The following is an 18,957-nucleotide window of genomic DNA, read 5'->3' on the forward strand; positions in this document are numbered from 1 at the left end:
ATATGATGAGTCAATTTATTAACGGCCAGTGGGTTGCCGGTCTGGGACACGACGTGGTCTCGAAGAACCCAGCAAATCAAGAAGTGATCTGGGAAAGCAAGACGGCGACCCCAGAGCAGGTTAACGCAGCGGTTGAGGCGGCGCGTGCCGCTCAGTTCGAATGGTTCATGCTGGGCTTCGATGCCCGCCTGGCGATTGTCGAAGCCTACCGTGACCAGCTCGAGGCTCACAAGGGCGATATCGCCGAGGTGATCGCTCAGGAAACCGGTAAGCCACAGTGGGAAACCGCCACCGAAGCGGGGGCTATGATCGGCAAGATCGGCCTGTCGGTAGCTGCTTACCATAAGCGTACCGGCACCTCAGAAAACGACACCCCAGCCGGCCGCGCCGTGCTGCGTCACAAGCCACACGGTGTGGTGGCAGTATTTGGTCCCTATAACTTCCCGGGCCACCTGCCAAACGGCCATATAGTGCCTGCACTGCTTGCGGGTAACACAGTCGTGTTCAAGCCATCTGAACTCACTCCTAAGACGGCCGAGCTGATGCTCAAGCTGTGGGAGAAGGCGGGTCTGCCGGCTGGCGTGATCAACCTGGTTCAAGGCGAAGTGGAAACCGGCAAGGCGCTGGCGTCACATCCGCAGATCGACGGCCTCTTCTTCACCGGTAGCTCACGTACGGGCCACATCCTGCACCAACAATACGCGGGTCATCCGGGTAAGATCCTGGCGCTGGAGATGGGCGGCAACAACCCGCTGATCATCAAGGGCGTCAAAGACACCCTGGCGGCGGTTCACGACATCATTCAGTCGGCCTATATCTCATCGGGTCAACGCTGCACCTGTGCCCGTCGTCTCTATGTGGAGAAGGGCGCCGAGGGCGATGCACTGCTGGCTAAGCTGGCCGAGGCGGTTAAGCAGATCAAGGTGGGTCCTTGGAATGCGCAGCCACAGCCATTCATGGGTTCTATGATCTCTGAGGCCGCGGCCAAAGGCATGGTAGAAGCTCAACGTAACCTGATCAACCTGGGCGGTACACCGCTGGTTGAGCTTAAGCATCTGGAAGCCGGTACCGGCCTTGTGTCTCCTGGTCTTATCGATGTGACTCAGGTGATCGAGCTGCCAGACGAAGAGTACTTCGGCCCACTGCTGCAGGTGGTGCGCTACACAGACTTCGACGAGGCGATCAAGCTGGCGAACGACACCCGCTATGGCCTCTCTGCCGGTATCTTGGCGGACAGCCGCGAAGACTACGACTATTTCTTGGCGCGTATCCGTGCGGGTATCGTCAACTGGAACAAGCAGATCACAGGCGCATCAGGTTCGGCACCTTTTGGTGGCGTTGGCGCCTCGGGTAACCACAGGGCGAGCGCCTTCTATGCCGCCGACTACTGTGCCTATCCGGTCGCTTCGGTCGAGGCCGATGCCCTGGCCATGCCAGCCAGCCTGAGTCCGGGTCTGACCCTTTAGTAAACAAGCATGGGAGTGGGCGTCTTGTCTGCTCCCATTTTTATAGGCGTACACGAAAACTCTCGTTGTACTTATATCGTGAAAACAAACAAACCGGCGCGATAACGACCGGTAACACGATGATGTTAAGGAAGAAATTGATGCATACCGATGTAAACCAGCTATTTGCCGCCCTATGGGACGACTATGTTGAAATGACCCCCTCAGCCGCCAAGGTACACCAGCTATTGGCCAAGGGTGAGACCATCATCAACGATCATATCGCCCTGCGTACCTTCAACATTGCCAAGGTGAACCTGAGCGTTCTGGCGAAGCATTTCGAGTCTCTGGGCTATGTGGCCTGTGGCGACTACGACTTCGAAGCCAAGAAGCTTAAGGCCAAGCACTTCGAGCACCCGGATCCGACTCAGCCTAAGGTGTTTATCTCTGAGCTGATGGTCGAAGCCTTCAGCCCTGAGCTGCAAGCCATAGTTCATGGTCTGGTAGAGCAGGTGGATGAAGCCGCGACCACTGCGGATAACTTCCTCTACTCAGGCCGTCACTGGGAACTGGATTACGCAACCTACGAGCAGCTACTGGCCGAGAGCGAGTACGCGGCGTGGGTGGCGGCGTTCGGTTACCGCGCAAACCACTTTACCGTGTCGATCAACCACCTGCCTGGATACAACACCATCCTTGAGGTGAACGACACCCTGAAACAGGGCGATTTCGTGCTGAACAGCGTCGGCGGTGAGGTTAAGGGTTCGGCGGACGTACTACTCGAGCAGTCATCGACCATGGCCGACAAGGTTAATGTTGCCTTTAAAGACGTTCAGAAGACGATTCCAAGCTGTTTCTACGAGTTTGCCTTGCGCTACCCTAAGGCTGACGGCGAGCTTTACACAGGCTTCGTGGCGGCCTCTGCGGACAAGATCTTCGAGAGCACCAACAACGCAGGTTAATCCTGCGGTGAGTCTCTGACAGCAAAAAGCCGATGCAGTGCATCGGCTTTTTTGTGGGCGTAAGTTAGCCTATCGTATTTGCTAAGATTTGAAAGCAATTGCCCTTAAAACCAATTCCTTACAGTTTAGCTTTTAAAGCCAAGGGTGATCTTCAGTCCGCCCAGCTGCTGGCTATGCTCGAAGGCTAGGCTTATCTCATACTGCTCGGCAATATCCTTGACGATGGAGAGCCCAAGGCCATGGCCCATGATTGCCTCATCCAGGCGCTTGCCCCTCTGGGTCAGCTGACTGAGGGCCTCATCGGCGACGCCCGGGCCATCATCTTCTATGGTCAGCAATATCTGCTCATCGACTTGCGTCGTCGATACCGCCACCCGGCTGTCAGCCCACTTGAAGGCGTTGTCCAATAGGTTACCGATAAGCTCCATGCCATCTTCGCGGTGGATAGGCAGGCGGCTTAAGCGCTCGTCCAGGCTAAACTCGCAGGCGATCGCCTTGTGGCCGTGCACCTTGGTGAGGGTCTGGGCCAGATCTTGTAGATCTTTGGGTAGCTGCATCTGCGCCGCGGGCAGCATGTCGCCTGTGATCCGCGCCGCCGCCAGCTTGCGCTCTATCATCTTGTGGATCTGATCCAGCTGGCTCTGCATGGCGTTGGCGGCCTCGGGATCTTTCAGTCCCAGCACCTCTACCTGCTGCTGCATCACCGCCAGCGGTGTCTTGAGGCCATGGCTGAGGTTGCCCAGGTTGTTGCGGCTGCGCTCCATCTGCTTGCTCGAGTATTGCAGCAGCTCGTTGTAGGTCTGTGCCAAGGGCGCCAGCTCTGGTGGGATCTTGCTGGTGTCCAGCGCGGTGATCTCTCCCTCTCTGAGCTTCATCAGCGCCCGCTGCATGTCGTTGATCGGCTTGAAGGATTGCCGTAGCAGAATGAAGATCCCCGCAACCATGGTAAGCAGCATGGCCAGGTTGACCGACAGCTTAGTGCCATAGACCTGGGAGAATACCTGGCGGCCGATACTGAGATCCTGGGCGACCGTGAGCGTCGCCTGTACCTTGGCATCGGCGCTGCTCAGCCCCAGAGACAGCAGCTGAATATCGTGATTCTGCGGCCCCTTGGTTTGCCACACCCGGGTCTGGCCCTTGGAGAGGGGCTCTATCTCCAGGCGTTGATCCCAAAGGGAGCGGGATCTCAGCTCAATATCTTTGAGGTTGAGTTGGTAGTAGCGCCCGGAATAGACGGGCTTGTAGAAGTTAGAGACCTGGTTGGGGTCTATGCTGATGTCGCCGTTGTCGAACTGAATCGCCAGTAACACCTGCTCTAAATCCTCTTCGAGGCGGTCAATAATAGAGTCGTGAAACGCCTGACGCAGCATGGACTCGAAGATGACGATCGCCACGAAGGTGGAGATGATGACTAAGGCCGACAGCCAGAGGCTGAGCTTAGTGCGGATCGATATCATGGCTTGAGGCCGTGGAAGATGTAGCCCTGTCCCCTGCGGGTCTCGATGGCCGTCTTACCCAGCTTCTTACGCAGGTGAGTCACATAGACCTCCACCACGTTACTCTCCTTCTCGTCGTCAAACTGATACAGCTTGTCGGTCAGCTGCGCCTTGGAGAGCAGTTTCTTGGGCGACATGAGGAAGATCTTCAGCAGGCGAAACTCCATGGCGGTGAGTTCGAACTGCTGCTCGCCAACGGTGACGCTCTGCTGGCTCTCATCCAGGGTGACTCCCTCGAAGCTCAGCTCCTTGGTGGGGCTGTTGGTCTTGCCGTGGGCACGATTGATCAGGGCGTGAATCCGCGCCAGCAGCTCCTGGCTGTGGAAGGGCTTGCCCAGGTAATCGTCGGCACCGGCGTTGAAGCCTTCGACCTTCTCGTGCCACTGGCTGCGGGCGGTGAGCATGATCACCGGCGTGTCTATGCCCTGGTTACGCCAGGTCTCCAGCAGCTGCAGGCCGTTGCCGTCGGGCAGGCCGATATCCAGGATGACACAATCATAATGGGTTTCTTTGATCAGGTAGTCGGCTTCGGCGGCTCTGTCGGTGACATCTGTGACATAGCCGGCCTGCTTCAGCTGTTTGGCAAGCTCATCGACCAGTAGGGTGTTGTCTTCAACCAGCAGCAATTTCATCGTTTTTCTCTACCTTAGCGCGGCAGGCGCTTCTGTCTACATGGAGGCGGCCGAGTCGCATCGACCTGAATTGATAATACACTTTTTCACCCTAAGCGGATATTTCGGCGCTAGTTTTTGTGCGGTACGCAGGCCTGGGGCAGGGGCTTGTTGGCGCTGTGACGGCCGGTGGTGGCGTCGATATCCAGGGAGATTAGCTCGCCATTGGCCGATTTGATCTGCAGATCGTAGCGCCAGTGGCCCTGGGCATGAAACAGGTGAGCGTCCACCAGTTTGCCATCGCAGTAGGCCTGTACCTGGCTGAGGGTGAGATCGAGAGAGAGGATTTTGCCTTCGCTGACCAGCTCTTGGGCCTGGTTGTGCTCCAGTTCGATAACGGCGGTCGCGGCAGGACTGAGCAGTGAGCAGACACTAAGCAGTAAGGTGCTGATAACGGCGGTCGGTTTCACTGAGGCTGTCCTAAAAAAATGGCCTGACTAAGGAGTCAGGCCACTTTAACTAAGATCTATTAAATCTAACTTAATGCTAGCTTAGCGGGTACCGTAAACCACGATAGTTTTGCCGTGTGCTTGGATCAGATTCTGCTCTTCAAGCATCTTGAGGATACGGCCCACGGTTTCGCGAGAACAGCCCACGATCTGACCAATCTCTTGGCGAGTGATCTTGATCTGCATGCCGTCTGGATGGGTCATGGCATCTGGCTGCTTAGCCAGGTGCAGTAGCGTCTGTGCGATACGACCGGCAACGTCCAGGAAGGCAAGGTCGCCCACTTTCTGGCTGGTGCTTTGCAGACGGTAAGCCATCTGAGAAGAGAGCTTCATCAGGATCTCAGGATTTACCTGGATCAGCTGCTTAAATTTCTTGTAAGAGATCTCAGCGATTTCACAGGCTTGCTTGGCACGAACCCAAGCGGTACGCTCGGCTTGCTCTTCAAACAGACCCAATTCACCGATGAAGTCACCTTGGTTCAGGTAAGAGAGGATCATCTCTTTGCCTTCTTCATCTTTAATCAAGACGGCAACAGAACCCTTCACTATGTAGTACAGCGTGTCAGAGTCTTCACCCGCATGGATCAGAGTGCTTTTGGCTGGGTACTTATGAATGTGACAGTGTGATAAAAACCATTCCAACGTTGGATCAGGTTTAGGCTTACCAATCAGAGCCATGCCTATGTTCCTCGACTGATTAATGTAAATACAAGAATATGCTAAATAAGCAGATTACGTCAATTAGGGCCAAAAAACCTCGTCAGAGATCAAATTATTGCAATAAGTATGCAGCCGGTAACGTAATTTACTTTGCTGTCAATAGTGGGAGTTCATTTTGATACATTAGTAATATATGTCAACTAATACCGTAATCGGGCCAGTTTATTTGGCCGACAATGTTGCCCATATCACATCTGCCTAGGTGCTTATTGTCCGCCCTGGAGATAACACCTGTGATTTTCACGCAGTAAAACACGGTTTTTACTCGACTTGACTGGGGGATTATTGATAGTGTTAGCCTCTGCGCCGCCGAATATAATTCGGGCCCGGGCAGCTCAAAGATGTGGCTATTTCGTGTGGTCTCCCTAGGTGACACGAACTGGTGAAGGAGAGTTCTGAATCGTGACAAAGCATGTTTGGAAATTGGCCGCAGGCCTACTGGCCCTGTTTGCCGTGCAGCAGTCAGCACTTGCGTTTTCTGTGCCCGCTACCGAAGCGGCGGCGCCTGCCAGTAAGTTGGCCCATATTCAGCTAAAAGCCAGCCAAGGTGAGTCTGAGGCGCAATTTCTTCTCGGTTTGATGTATCTCTCCGGCCGTTTCGTTAGCCCGGATCCTCAGTTGGGTGCCAGCTGGGTCGAACGCGCCGCCGAGACCGGCCACAAGAAGGCGGCCCAGACCATAGCGGATTTGGCCTTCGACGGTAAGATCATTCCTCGCGATCTGGCCCTGGCGGAGCGTTGGTATCTGAGCCTTGCGAGCGAGCAGGACAAGTGGGCCCAGTTCCGTTTAGGCTTTATCTATGCCGCCGGCGGTAATGGTGTGGCGCGCAACTGTGGTAAGGCGGTCGATAACTTTATGGCGGTGGGCGATGAGATCTCCCTGGGCAACGTGGTGTGGATCCTCTCTACCTGTCCCGAGGCCAAGTATCGTGACGGCGGTAAGGCCCTGGCCATAGGCAAGGGGCTGGTCGAAGCCAACAAGCAAGACCCGACTAACCTAGATAATCTGGCGGCGGCCTATGCCGAGATTGGCGATTACAGCTCGGCGGTGGATCTGCAGAAGCAGGCGATCAAGGCGCTCAAACAGACGGCCGAGTTCGACAAGTCAGATGAATTTGAATTAAGGCTGGAAAACTATCGCCAGCAGAAGCCATACCGTGAAGTGGTACCGCTGTCGCAGTAGCTCTTACGCCAGTAAATACCGGTTTCCTAAAGATTAAGACGTCGACTCGGGTCGGCGTTTTTTTATGCCTGAAAGCTTTATGTTTGAAGTATTCGGCCTGAAATAGTTAGGACGGTAACGCAGGGAAATTAATGCAGAGTGGCGTGCAAGATGAGGTGTCGGGACGCTAGCATACTCGAGGAAGCAAACAGATCAAGATGGGGGAATTCACTCCCAAGAGTATACTAACTATCAGTCTTTCGCCTGAAATCCCGATAGCCAGCATTGTATGTGAGCAGACTTAAATAAAGCTTAAGCGAATCTATCTCTGACTGAAGCTGGCGCGAGCGGTGAAAATTTATTCGCTATCCAGATCCAACAGGTGCTGACGCTTCTCCAGTAGATCCCTAATCAGCGGCGTGAGGATCAGCTCCATCGCCAGCGACATCTTGCCGCCGGGCACCACCAGGGTGTTGATGCGCGACATGAAGGAGCCGTCGATCATCTTCAGATAATAGGGAAAGTCGACGTTCTTGATGCCGCGAAAACGGATCACCACGAAGCTCTCATCCAGGCTGGGGATGGTCTTGGCGCTGAAGGGGTTAGAGGTGTCTACCGTAGGGACCCGCTGGAAGTTGATATGGGTGCGGGAGAACTGCGGCGTCATATGGTTGATATAGTCTTCCATGCTGCGCACGATAGAGCCCATCACCTTCTCGCGGCTGTGGCCTCTGTCCGAGGTATCGCGGATGATCTTCTGGATCCACTCCAGGTTAACTATGGGCACCATGCCGATCAGCAGATCCACGTGCTGGGCCACGTCGCAGTCGTCGGTCACCACGCCGCCATGCAAGCCTTCGTAATAGAGCATGTCGGTGTTTTCCGGCAGCGGTCGCCACTGGGTGAAGGTACCGGGCATCTGGTTGAAGGGCACGGCCTCGTCGAAGGTGTGCAGGTAGGAGCGGGTCTCGCCCTGACCTGTAGAGCTGTAGTCGCTAAAGCACTGCTCCAGCTTGCCAAAATCGTTGGCCTCTGGGCCGAAATAGCTGATGTTGCGGTTCTCGTTCTGGGCCTGACGGATCTTCAGTTCCATCTCGGGACGCGTGTAGTGGTGAAAGCTGTCGCCCTCGATCATCGCGGCATTGATCCCCAACTGACGGAAGATATGGCTAAATGCTGTCGTGGTCGTCGTGGTGCCCGCTCCAGAGGAGCCGGTTACGGCAATAATGGGGTGTTTAGCAGACATTCTTTTACCTAAATAGCGCTAAGCTGATGCCCGATAACGGGCAATTGTGAACCAATAGTTATACGGCACGGATAACCTAAAGGTCAACAGGGCCCGTCATCTTGGCTCTGTTGTGTCAGGGTATCTTGCCGGTGGCGTATGGCGATAGATTCATCTTCTTCGCTGTATTCGACCACAAGTTCGCTGCTGGCCAACGCCTGGCGGCACTGTTTGATGGCGCGGGCCAAGGCCTCGCCATCCAGGCTGGCGAAACTGCCATCTTCGGTCTGGGTGAAGAGAAACTCCTTGATCAGATTATCTAGGGTCTCGGCCGGCAGTTGCAGCAGGGATTGATAGGGGACCAGCATGGTTAAGCCTCTAGCAGAAAATGGACGATGCGCTGCTCCAGATAATATCTGGGTTTGAAGGGATGGCCGCCGTCGATAAAGCCGACGTGACCGCCCTGCGGGTGCAGCTCGTAGGTGACCTGGGGCGAGAGCGCCTCCTGAGTCGGGATCACCTCATCTGTCATGAAGGGATCGTCCTTGGCGTGGATCACCAGGGTCGGCTTAGCCACTTGGCTTAGGTAGGGCAGGCCGCTGGCGCGCCGGTAATAGTCTTCGACGCCATCGAAGCCGTGCAGCGGCGCGGTGACCCTGTCGTCGAACAGATGAAAGGTGGTCAGGCTCTCCACCTCGGCCTGGGTCACCGGCATCTGGGCGCTCAGATTTGGCATGGCCAGCTTGTCGCGCACCTTCTGCTGTAGCTGCTTGATGAGATAACTTTGGTAGACCTTGGAGAAACCGTGTCTGAGGCGTTTGGCGCAGGCCCCCAGCTGCAGCGGCGCCGAGATCACCACGGCGCGATCCACCAGGCTGTCACTGCCATGCTCGCCCATATATTTGGTCAGCACATTACCGCCCAGGCTGTAACCCACCGCCAGCAGCGGCGAGTCGGGATAGTCCTTTCGCAGCAGGCTAAGTGTGGTGTGCAGGTCTTGCGTATCGCCGCTGTGATAGCTGCGGGCGAGGCGATTGGTCACGCCAGAACAGCTGCGATGATGATGCACCAGGGCGGCAACCTTGTGCTCGCCCAGCAGAGTCAGCAGACGCCTGGCATAGTGAGAGTCTGCGCTGCCTTCCAGCCCATGTACCAGCACGACTATCGGTTCAATTTGTGTGGGCTCAGCCTGTGTAGGTTCCGTCTGTGTGGGTTTAGCCAGCCAGTCTAGATCGATAAAGTCGCCGTCATCCAGCTCCAGGCGCTGGCGTGTAAGGGCGGGCTTATTCACCTTGGTCAGCACCGGCAGGATAGTTTGCACATGGGGATTTCTTGCCCACCAGGGGGGCGTGAAGGTACGCTGGGTCATAAATCGCTGTTGCCGAAAATTAAAACATGTGTTTAATTGTTAGTTATCTAGCTAGTGTAACATAGATTCGAGTTGCTCCTTGTTTTCGAAGGGGGCTCATGGAATATCGCTAATCACAGAGCACAGGGAATAAGATGAATCGACGCACCTTTCTAACCACGGCCCTGGTGGGGACAGGCGCCCTGGCACTGGGGGTAAACCTGTATCACCCGCCGCAGGTGAGGGTGAGTGCATCCCTGGATCAATCCCATCGTCTGCTGTTTAGCCTGCTGGTGCCGGTGTTTCTCGACGGCGCCTTGCCCCATACCCAGTCGCTGCGCGTGGCGGCGCAAAACCGCACCTTAGATGCCATAGTGGCGACCATGGATCTGCTACCCGAGGAATCCCGAGACGAGCTTGAGCAGCTGCTGGAGCTGCTTGAGTCGCGCCTGGGACTGCTACTGCTTACCGGCAACATGACCCCCTTGCTGATGCGTCAACCCCAGGAGCTGGTGGCCATGCTGGAGGCTTGGCGGACAAGTTTTCTCGACCTTATGGTCACCGCCTATCAGGGGCTGCGGGAGCTGGTGCTGGCAAGCTACTACAGCTGCCCCGAGCATTGGACGCGACTAAATTACGAGAAGCCGCGGCTGTTTAATTGAGCATTTTGGCTACAGAGAAGCCGAGCGATTAGCCTCGGATAGATAAATACAGACCCCGATAACGGGGCAAAGGAGCGCCATTGGCCATCGAAGATCCCATAGTGACCGGCCTTGCAAACGGCTGGAAACATATAGATGCCAGTCAACTGACCCAAGACCAAACCCTTGAGGCCGATGTGGTGATCGTCGGCAGCGGCGCCGGTGGTGGCGTGGCGGCCGAGATCATGACCGAGGCGGGGCTGTCTGTGATTATCGTCGAAGGTGGGCCACTGAAATCTTCCGAGAGCTTCAACATGGAGGAAAGGCGCGCCTACCCCAACCTCTATCAGCAGGCCGCCTCGATGAAGACCAAGGACAAGGCGATCGGCATCTTTCAGGGACGCGCCGTCGGCGGCTCCACCACCATCAACTGGACCACCTCCATTCGCACCCCGGAAAATGCCCTGGCGTTCTGGGCCGAGCATAAGTCGGTCGAAGGTCTCTCCAGAGAGGCGCTAACGCCCTGGTTCGAGAAGATGGAGCAGCGGCTGAGTATTACAGAGTGGCCCTTCGAGCCCAACCGCAACAACATGGCGCTCAAGCAGGGTTGTGAGGCATTGGGCTGGGACTACACCGTCATCAAACGCAACGTGGCCGGCTGCTGGAACACTGGCTACTGCGGCATGGGCTGCCCGGTCAACGCCAAGCAGTCTATGCTGGTCACCACCATACCCGCGGCGCTGGATCGCGGCGCGACCCTGGTGAGCCGCGCCAAGGTGAGCAAGATAGAACACCATAACGATAAGGTGTACGCCCTCAAGGCCCAGGCGTTAACCGAGTCGCTGCGCCCCAGTGGTGTGCAGCTGATGTTAAAGGCCAAGCACTATATTCTCAGTGCTGGCGCCATCCATACGCCGGCCCTGATGATGCGATCCCGCCTGCCGGATCCGCAAAAGCTGCTGGGTAAGCGCACCTTCCTGCACCCAACCGTACTCAGTGGCGCCCTGTTTAACGACGCCATCAATGGCCATAGTGGTGCGCCGCAGTCTATCTATTCGGATCAGTTTGTCTGGCAAGATGGCGCCGACGGCGAGCTGGGCTATAAACTGGAGGTGCCACCCATTCATCCAGTGTTAATCGCCTCGAAATCCCTGGGATATGGTCAGAGTCACGCCGAGCTGATGGCCCAGTTTAATCAGTTGCAGGTGACCATAGCCCTGATGCGGGATGGCTATCATGCCGACAGCCCGGGTGGCCAGGTACAGCTGACAGACAAGGGCTATACCCTGGATTATCCACTGACCGACGCCTTCTGGCGGGCCGCGCGGCGCGCCTTCGCCAGCATGGCCGAGCTACAGTTTGCCGCCGGTGCTCAGAAGGTGCTGCCCATGAGCGAGGGGATGCCTTATCTGCCGAGCTGGCAGGCGGCCAAGGAGGCTATCGCCGATATGCCCCTGGCACCCTTCAAGACTGTGGTGGCCTCGGCCCATGTGATGGGCGGCTGCCCGCTGGGCGAAGATAAGCAGATGGCCATGGTGGATAGCCGGGGCCGCAGCCATTATCTGGAGAATCTGTCCGTGATGGACGGCTCGCTGTTTCCCACCAGTCTCGGTGCCAATCCTCAGCTCTCCATCTATGGCATCACAGCTCGCAACGCCAGCCTGCTGGCCGAAGAGCTGAGCGGCGCTTAAATAGCTTGGCTTAGGTTTTGATTCTTAGCCTTGTCGAATCAGCGTCTGTGCCAGCTGGTGGTACTTGTCTATCTCAATCTGAAACAGGCCGAGATAGCGGGGCAGATTCGCCTGGCCCTGCTCATCGGGGAGCTGTCTGAGTTGGCGCAGTATCATCCCCTGGGACTTGCGCTCCAGCATGAGTTCCACCTCTAGCATCTGGCGATACTCGGCTTCGGCCAGGTTGTGTTTGCTGAGCTTTCTCAGCCTTCGGTAGGGCTTGAGCACCTTCTGCTCCCATGTCTCGACCTGCTCGCTGAGCTGGCGCCAATCCTGGTCGCTCAGGTAGTAGTGCTGCTCGTCGAGCCACTGGGCCAGCAGCAGGAGATTGACGTTGAGCCCGTAGTCATCTTGCAGCTTGAGGTAGAGCAGCTGCCCCTTCTCATAGAGGCTGTCGCAGGTCTGCCACAGGTTGGCGTCAAAATGATTTACATGGCTCATACTTCATCCTTGTATCGCTTAGGTTTTTCCTTAGGTAATGGTCGAGCTAGAGGCTTAGCCAAGATAGTTAGCTTTGCAGCTTGGCCTCTTGCTCTATGGTCTCTATGTTCTCTTGCAGCTCGAGCCACTCCATCTCGCTCTCTTCAAGCTGTTGAGTATGCTGGGTCCGCTCGGCTAGGATCTGGGTGAGCCTGGCCTTGTTGTCGGCCTCATACAGGCTGGTGTCGGCGAGCAGGTTTTCCAGCTCGGCCAGCTTGTCGCTGCAATCTTGTTGGATCTTCTCAAGCTTTGCCTGAGCCTTCTTCAGCGGTGACAGCTTCTGTCTCAGCTCAGCCTCCAATCGTTTCTGCAGCTTCTTGTCCTGGGCCGGTGTGGCATCATCCTGGGCGGCCGGTTTGTTGGCCTCCTTGGCGGCGTCCAGCAACCACTGATGATAGTCGTCGAGATCGCCGTCGAAGCTCTTCACCTCGCCGCCATCTACCAGGTAGTAGTCGCTACAGCTCAGGCGCAGTAGGTGTCTATCGTGGGATACGATGATCATGGCACCTTCGAAGTCCTGCAGCGCCATGGTCAGGGCGTGACGCATCTCGAGATCCAGGTGGTTGGTGGGCTCATCGAGCAGCAACAGGTTAGGGCGTTGCCACACCAGCAGCGCCAGCACCAGACGGGCCTTCTCGCCGCCGGAGAAGGGGCGAACCGGAGACAGGGCCATGTCGCCATTAAAGCCGTAGCCGCCGAGGAAGTCCCGCAGCTCCTGCTCCCTGTTGTTTGGGGCGAGTCGCGTCAGGTGCTGCAGCGGCGACTCATCCAGGTGCAGAAACTCCAGCTGATGCTGGGCGAAGTAACCGATATTGAGGCCGGGATTTGGCTCATACAGGCCGCTCATGGGCTTAAGTTGTTCGGCCAGCAACTTGATAAGGGTCGACTTACCCGCGCCGTTACGCCCGAGCAGGCCGATGCGGGCACCGGGCACCAGGTTCAGGTGCACATGGTTGAGGATCGCCTTGTCGCCATAGCCGACTGAGACCTGCTCCATCTTCACCAGCGGGTTGGGCAGAGCCTCGGGGGCACGAAACGCCATGTAGAAGGGGCTGTCGGCCTTGGAGGGCAGTAGCTCCGTCATCCGCTCCAGCGCCTTGAGGCGGCTCTGGGCCTGCTTGGCCTTGCTGGCCTTGTAGCGGAAACGGTCGACGAAAGATTGCATATGGGCGCGCTCTTTCTGTTGGCGCTCATAGGCCACCTGTTGCTGGGCCATACGCTCGGCGCGGATGCGTTCGAAGGCGGTGTAGTTGCCCTTGTAGTAGTTGAGCTTATGGTGCTCGACATGCACTATCTCGTCGACGATGGCGTCGATAAAGTCCCTGTCGTGGCTGATGAGGATCAGCGTGCCCTGATAGGCCTTGATCCAGCTCTCTAACCAGTACATGGTGTCCAAGTCGAGGTGGTTGGTGGGTTCGTCCAGCAGCAGGAGTTCGGAGCGGCACAGCAGCGCCTGGGCCAGGTTGAGACGCATGCGCCATCCCCCCGAGAAACTCTTCACCGGATTTTGCTGCTCGGCCTCGCTAAAGCCCAGACCTGCCAGCAGGCTGGCGGCGCGGGCGCGGATGCTGTAGCCGCCGATGGCGTCTATCTTGCCGTGCAGCAGGGCGATCTGGTGACCGTTATCCTCCAGCTGAGCCTTGTGCAGCGCCTCCTCCAGCTCGCGGTATTCGCGGTCGCCGTCGATCACATATTCCAGCGCACTCACCTCCAGCGCCGGGGTCTCCTGGGCTACTGTGGCGATCTGCCAGCCCGTGGGCACGCTGATCTCGCCCTTATCCAGGCTGAGGTGTCCCATGATCAACGCAAGCAGAGATGACTTGCCCGTGCCGTTGGCACCCACCAGGCCCACCTTGTGGCCGGGGTAGACAGTCAGAGAGGCTTCATCCAATAGGGTCTTGGAGCCGCGAATAAGTTGCGCTTGGGTAATGGTGATCATTGAGGTCGACTTGATGCATAGCTAAGGATTAATAGGCTTGGGATGATAGCCCAGTTGGGGGGCCGCTTGCCACTCTTTAGCCGGGACATTTTGAATCCGATAGGGTGTTTTGCCGCGCCTTGTGGCAAAATGGCCCCATCGACAGAGTTTTTATCCCAACAGGTTGAGTCAAGCGTGAGTAGAGTCAGAGTCAAGAAGCGTTTCGTTGCCGGTGCCAAGTGCCCCAAGTGTCATGCCCAGGACAGCATAGTGCTGTTTAAGGAGCAGGGCGTCGAGACGGTCGAGTGCGTCGAGTGCGATTACCGTGAGCAGCAGGCCGAGGCCGAGGTGGCCAAGCAGGCCACTGGCGCAGTGATCGGGGTGTTTAAGCCCTAGCCTTAAGGCGAATAGCTTAGTCTTGAAAACCCTGTTGTAGAAACAGGTGGCGCGTCTGATTGAAGCGCGCCTCGTCGGCGAGGATGAAGTCGATCGCTAGCTGGGCATTTTCCTGCCTGAACTTCTCCGTCTTGGCGATCTCATATTCGTTCATCACTATGTTCATCGCCTCCACAGTCCATTCGCATTCCCCCTGGCCTATGCTGACCTCGTCGGGATCATAATGGGTCACCATCCAGTCCTGTAACTCTTCGTTATCTATCTTGCCCTGCTGCCAGGCGGTGAGCTGGTCGATGAGTTGCTGTTTGCTGATGTTGGCTTGGCTCATAGTTTTCTGTTGCTGAGGAATTTTGCCGCTAGCATAGCGATAAACATTGATAATTGCGATGCGCGTCAGCGGCTAATAATCACAATGAGCCTCTGCGATTGGGCCGACCAGTAGCGGGTGTTGCCGAAAAATTGATCCCCATCATGACGCTAAGGTTGCGTCTGGGAGCGGCTCGGGGTAGTTTGAGGTGTTTTTTTGCCTGGAAGACTAAAAATGAATAATAACTCTAAGTCCACAGAGGCGCCGCGCTTCCCCAGAATCTTCTGGATCGCCAACGGCGTCGAGCTGCTCGAACGAGCGGCCTATTACGGTGTGTTCATCGTTATCACCCTCTACCTGTCACGTATTCTCGGTTTTAGCGACGTCGAAGCCGCCTGGCTGGCGGGCTCTTTCTCGGCCGGTCTCTACTTTCTACCCACCTTCAGCGGTGCCTTGGCCGATAAGATTGGCTTTCGCGGCGCCCTGTTGCTGGCGTTTGGCCTGTTAACTATAGGTTATGCGTCGCTGGCGATATTCCCAGCGCTGATCGAATCTCAGGGGCTGGTGATATATGGCAAGGAGACCATATATCACGGCCTGAAGGAGGCGGATATTCGCTGGGCGATCGTGCCTATCCTGATCGTCATCATGATAGGTGGCTCCTTCATCAAGGCGGTGATCACAGGTACTGTGGCGCTATCGACCACGGCCGAGACCCGCGCCAAGGGCTTCTCTATCTTCTACATGATGGTCAACATTGGCGCCTTCTCGGGTAAGACTGTGGTGAAGCCGCTGCGTGAATCGATGGGCGACCTGGGTCTGATTAACCTAAACTACTTCGCCGCCACCATGACGCTGATCGCTTTCTTTAGCATCATGCTCTTCTTCAAGAGCACGGAGGAGAACCGCTCCGGCAAGAGCCTGGGCGAGATCTGGCAGGCGCTGCTCAAGGTACTGTCTAATGGTCGATTGATAGCCCTGATCTTGATCATCACGGGCTTCTGGATGGTGCAGCATCAGCTCTACGCCACCATGCCTAAGTATGTGCTGCGTATGGCCGGTGAGGGCTCATCGCCGTCCTGGTACGCCAACGTCAACCCTCTGGTGGTCTTCCTCTGCGTCAGCTTCGTCACAGGTATGATGGCCAAGCGCAGCGCGCTGACCTCTATGACGGTGGGCATGTTTATCATGCCGGTATCGGCGCTGCTGATGGCCTCGGGCAACATGTTTTCCGGCAGTGAGACCATCTTGGGCATGCACCCCATCGCCGCCATGATGATCATAGGCATCGTATTCCAAGGTTTGGCCGAGTGTTTCATCTCGCCGCGCTTCCTGGAGTATTTCTCGCTACAGGCGCCTAAGGGCGAAGAGGGTCTCTACCTGGGCTTCTCGCACCTGCACTCATTCATCAGTTCATTGCTGGGCTTCGGTCTGTCGGGTTACCTGCTGGAGGCCTACTGTCCGGATCCGCGCGTCTTCAACGACCACGCCGCCTGGGTCGAGGCTTCGGCACATGCTCACTACATCTGGTATGTGTTTGCCGCTATCGCTAGTGTGTCGGCGGTGTCACTCATCATCTATGGCGCCGTGATCAAGCGTATCGATGCCAAGAATGACACCGACGCCGAACTGGCAACCGCCTAACTGTTTGACTCAGTTTTGGTTGGTTTAACCCTGAATGCCGTCGCGATCCCTCGCGGCGGCTTTTATTTTATTCCCCGTCTAATTGGCGCATTGCCGCCCGATTGCTGCTATAATCGCCGCCATATCCACGCACGCCCTTGAAGATTCATCGGCTGCTGCCATCACATAGCTTTATTTGTGCCTGATCTAACTCAGTTTTTCTCGGCACAGCATTAGGAAATTACCGTGAGTCAATCTGACGCTACTACGCCAAGCGGGGCTTTTGACAGTCTGCCGCTTAACCCCGCTTTGCTCGATACCCTGAAATCTATCGGCTTTCACCAGATGACGCCTATTCAGGCCCAGAGTCTGCCAGCCATCCTCAATGGGCAGGACGTCATAGGTCAGGGCAAGACGGGCTCGGGCAAGACGGCCGCCTTCGGTTTAGGCCTGCTGAACAAGCTGGATGTGAAGCGTTTTCGTATCCAGACGTTAGTGCTATGTCCTACCCGTGAGCTGGCGGATCAGGTGGCGGCGGAGCTTCGCACCCTGGCGCGCGGCATCCATAACATCAAGATCCTCACCCTGTGTGGTGGCGTGCCCATGGGGCCGCAGATAGGCTCGTTGGAACACGGTGCCCACATTATCGTCGGTACGCCGGGTCGTATCATAGATCACCTGGACAGAGGCCGCTTGGATCTCGACAACGTCGATACGTTGGTGCTGGATGAGGCGGATCGCATGCTCGAGATGGGCTTTCAGCGTGAGCTGGATGCCATCATGCAAGAGGTGCCCCGTGAGCGACAAACTCTGCTGTTTAGTGCCACCTTCCCCGAGCAGATCCAAGGGCTTAGCGAGCAGTTCATGATCGATCCCCTCATGGTGAAGGTCGAGGTACAGCACGGCGGCGAGAGTATCGAGCAGCACTTCTACGAGTGCGGTAACAATAACGATCGCATGAAGGCGCTGCAGCTTCTGCTGCTCAAGCATCAGCCCGAGAGCGCCGTGGTTTTCTGTAACACCAAGCGTGAGACCAAGGATGTGGCGGCCAAGCTGACCAATGCCGGTTTCAGCGTGGTGGCCCTGCATGGGGATCTGGAACAGCGGGATCGTGACCAGATGCTGCTAAAGTTTGCCAACAAGAGCGCCAGCGTCATGGTGGCCACTGACGTGGCGGCCCGCGGCCTGGATATCGACGCCCTGGACATGGTGGTCAACTACCATATGGCCTATGACACTGAGGTGCACATTCACCGCATCGGCCGTACCGGCCGCGCTGGCAGCAAGGGCGCCGCCCATACCCTCTTCAACCATGAAGATGGCTACAAATTATCCCTGCTGGCAGATGCACTTGGCCGCGAGATAGACGGCGAGGCGCTGCCAGGTGAAGCCCTGCTGGACACCATGCCGCCGCAACCCAGAATGGTCACGATTCAGATAGACGGCGGGAAGAAGCAGAAGGTGCGCCCTGGGGATATCCTCGGCTGTCTTACCGGTGACAATGGCATCGAGGGTAGTGAAGTCGGCAAGATCAAGATCACCGAGTTCCGCTCCTACGTGGCGGTGGATCGCAAGGTGCTGCGCAAGGCGCTTAACAAGATTGTGAAAGGCAAGCTTAAGGGCAAGAGTTATCGGGCGTGGGAGTTAAAGTAACTCGTCACTTTAGCCAGTGATTCAGACTTATCTAGCGATGACGATATAGCCCTGCGGGTGTAATACACGGTAGGTGGTTATTTACATTTTATTGATGAAAGGAGCTGACTGAGGTTAGCTCCTTTTTTGTTGTCTGGGGTTTGGTGGGGGGGATTGGTTGAGTTTGTTTGAGTAGCTTTTGGCTGCATGTTTATTTGTTGAGTGAGTTTGAAGGTCGATCCTTCATAGCAATCTAACGCCTGCCCGGCGGGGGACGTGCAAGCACTCTTTTGGCACGCCGAGATTCCGTCCTTGGAGGCTTCACGGCGGCATCCGTGCCGCCGAGAGCCAAAAGCGTGCTTACACCCGTATCTAAACGTCTCTTCGATTTGGCAGTGTTTGGTGTGAAGAGGGAAGGCGAAAAGCTAACTTGGTTTTGCCCCAAAATGAGTTAACACTTTGTCGGTGGAGCAGTACCTAACGGACTTTCTGGCCTGGCAATTTGTCATCGCTACACCTGCGTGATCTAATTCACTACTCCCCAACCTAAAAAACTGGATAACTATACAGTCATATTCAAATCACAAGAATTTTGAACGACTTTTATCCTGTATTTGTGCGCGTTTTCTCATTTCGGTATAAATAAATGGCTTTAAAATTAACTGCTTATAATATTCGTTAAGTAGATAATAGGTTTGGAAAACGCGCATGCGCGTTTTCCCAGATGGTATATTTGGCAAAATGCTGATAAGT

18 protein-coding genes are annotated in these 18,957 nt (G+C 56.1%); 8 read left to right on the forward strand and 10 right to left on the reverse strand.

Annotated elements, in window-relative coordinates:
* The first annotated feature begins 5 nt into the window (after window positions 1-5).
* Window positions 6-1,466: a succinylglutamate-semialdehyde dehydrogenase gene (gene astD, locus K0J45_RS02970; protein WP_220045204.1), complete on the forward strand. Its 1,461-nt coding sequence runs from the start codon at window positions 6-8 to the stop codon at window positions 1,464-1,466.
* Between the two features lie 140 nt (window positions 1,467-1,606).
* Complete coding sequence (locus tag K0J45_RS02975) at window positions 1,607-2,407, forward strand: DUF1338 domain-containing protein (protein ID WP_220044176.1); 801 nt, start codon at window positions 1,607-1,609, stop codon at window positions 2,405-2,407.
* Between the two features lie 125 nt (window positions 2,408-2,532).
* Here the strand turns inward: K0J45_RS02975 and K0J45_RS02980 are convergent, their stop codons facing one another.
* The 4 genes from K0J45_RS02980 to crp all read right to left on the reverse strand — a co-directional run bounded on the left by K0J45_RS02980 (window position 2,533) and on the right by crp (window position 5,701).
* Window positions 2,533-3,864 carry an ATP-binding protein gene (locus tag K0J45_RS02980; RefSeq protein WP_220044177.1) on the reverse strand — a complete coding sequence of 444 codons (1,332 nt, stop codon included), beginning with the start codon at window positions 3,862-3,864 and terminating at the stop codon, window positions 2,533-2,535.
* A complete protein-coding gene (locus tag K0J45_RS02985; RefSeq protein ID WP_011864389.1) occupies window positions 3,861-4,535 on the reverse strand; it encodes a response regulator in 675 nt (224 codons plus the stop codon). Before K0J45_RS02985 ends, K0J45_RS02980 begins: the two co-directional genes overlap by 4 nt.
* A 110-nt stretch (window positions 4,536-4,645) precedes the next feature.
* Window positions 4,646-4,984, reverse strand: a complete 339-nt coding sequence (locus K0J45_RS02990) for a PepSY domain-containing protein (protein WP_220044178.1) — start codon at window positions 4,982-4,984, stop codon at window positions 4,646-4,648.
* 81 nt (window positions 4,985-5,065) lie between these two features.
* Window positions 5,066-5,701, reverse strand: coding sequence for a cAMP-activated global transcriptional regulator CRP (crp, locus tag K0J45_RS02995; protein WP_011864391.1), 636 nt, complete (start codon window positions 5,699-5,701; stop codon window positions 5,066-5,068).
* 444 nt (window positions 5,702-6,145) lie between these two features.
* Here crp and K0J45_RS03000 point away from each other — a divergent pair, with 444 nt between their 5' ends.
* Complete coding sequence (locus K0J45_RS03000) at window positions 6,146-6,925, forward strand: tetratricopeptide repeat protein (RefSeq protein WP_220044179.1); 780 nt, start codon at window positions 6,146-6,148, stop codon at window positions 6,923-6,925.
* A gap of 337 nt (window positions 6,926-7,262) precedes the next feature.
* On the opposite strand, the gene K0J45_RS03005 is transcribed toward K0J45_RS03000, so the two are convergent.
* The 3 genes from K0J45_RS03005 to K0J45_RS03015 form a co-directional block, all read right to left on the reverse strand.
* A complete protein-coding gene (locus K0J45_RS03005) occupies window positions 7,263-8,150 on the reverse strand; it encodes a phosphoribulokinase (RefSeq protein ID WP_220044180.1) in 888 nt (295 codons plus the stop codon).
* An 83-nt stretch (window positions 8,151-8,233) separates the two neighbouring features.
* Window positions 8,234-8,497, reverse strand: coding sequence for a YheU family protein (locus K0J45_RS03010; protein WP_220044181.1), 264 nt, complete (start codon window positions 8,495-8,497; stop codon window positions 8,234-8,236).
* A 2-nt stretch (window positions 8,498-8,499) separates the two neighbouring features.
* On the reverse strand, window positions 8,500-9,498 hold the full coding sequence (locus K0J45_RS03015; protein ID WP_220044182.1) for a hydrolase: 999 nt from the start codon (window positions 9,496-9,498) through the stop codon (window positions 8,500-8,502).
* A gap of 134 nt (window positions 9,499-9,632) precedes the next feature.
* Between K0J45_RS03015 and K0J45_RS03020 the strand changes: the two genes are divergently transcribed.
* Window positions 9,633-10,139: a twin-arginine translocation signal domain-containing protein gene (locus K0J45_RS03020; RefSeq protein ID WP_220044183.1), complete on the forward strand. Its 507-nt coding sequence runs from the start codon at window positions 9,633-9,635 to the stop codon at window positions 10,137-10,139.
* A gap of 80 nt (window positions 10,140-10,219) precedes the next feature.
* Window positions 10,220-11,809 (forward strand): GMC family oxidoreductase, encoded by a 1,590-nt coding sequence (locus K0J45_RS03025; RefSeq protein ID WP_220044184.1) that lies wholly within the window; start codon window positions 10,220-10,222, stop codon window positions 11,807-11,809.
* A 24-nt stretch (window positions 11,810-11,833) separates the two neighbouring features.
* Here K0J45_RS03025 and K0J45_RS03030 read toward each other — a convergent pair whose 3' ends face one another.
* On the reverse strand, window positions 11,834-12,289 hold the full coding sequence (locus K0J45_RS03030) for a TIGR02444 family protein (RefSeq protein ID WP_220044185.1): 456 nt from the start codon (window positions 12,287-12,289) through the stop codon (window positions 11,834-11,836).
* A gap of 67 nt (window positions 12,290-12,356) precedes the next feature.
* On the reverse strand, window positions 12,357-14,267 hold the full coding sequence (locus tag K0J45_RS03035) for an ABC transporter ATP-binding protein (RefSeq protein WP_220044186.1): 1,911 nt from the start codon (window positions 14,265-14,267) through the stop codon (window positions 12,357-12,359).
* A 174-nt stretch (window positions 14,268-14,441) separates the two neighbouring features.
* Here K0J45_RS03035 and K0J45_RS03040 point away from each other — a divergent pair, with 174 nt between their 5' ends.
* Window positions 14,442-14,642: a YheV family putative zinc ribbon protein gene (locus tag K0J45_RS03040; protein WP_011864400.1), complete on the forward strand. Its 201-nt coding sequence runs from the start codon at window positions 14,442-14,444 to the stop codon at window positions 14,640-14,642.
* A 16-nt stretch (window positions 14,643-14,658) separates the two neighbouring features.
* Here the strand turns inward: K0J45_RS03040 and K0J45_RS03045 are convergent, their stop codons facing one another.
* Window positions 14,659-14,970 (reverse strand): hypothetical protein, encoded by a 312-nt coding sequence (locus tag K0J45_RS03045; RefSeq protein WP_220044187.1) that lies wholly within the window; start codon window positions 14,968-14,970, stop codon window positions 14,659-14,661.
* A 213-nt stretch (window positions 14,971-15,183) separates the two neighbouring features.
* Between K0J45_RS03045 and K0J45_RS03050 the strand changes: the two genes are divergently transcribed.
* Both K0J45_RS03050 and dbpA read left to right on the forward strand, forming a co-directional pair.
* The gene (locus tag K0J45_RS03050) at window positions 15,184-16,593 is read left to right on the forward strand and encodes an MFS transporter (RefSeq protein WP_220044188.1); all 1,410 of its coding nucleotides are present in this window, start codon (window positions 15,184-15,186) and stop codon (window positions 16,591-16,593) included.
* 225 nt (window positions 16,594-16,818) lie between these two features.
* On the forward strand, window positions 16,819-18,225 hold the full coding sequence (gene dbpA / locus K0J45_RS03055) for an ATP-dependent RNA helicase DbpA (RefSeq protein WP_011864404.1): 1,407 nt from the start codon (window positions 16,819-16,821) through the stop codon (window positions 18,223-18,225).
* Window positions 18,226-18,957: the final 732 nt, after the last annotated feature.

The sequence above is a fragment of the Shewanella alkalitolerans genome, assembly GCF_019457575.1.
GTDB lineage: Bacteria > Pseudomonadota > Gammaproteobacteria > Enterobacterales > Shewanellaceae > Shewanella > Shewanella loihica.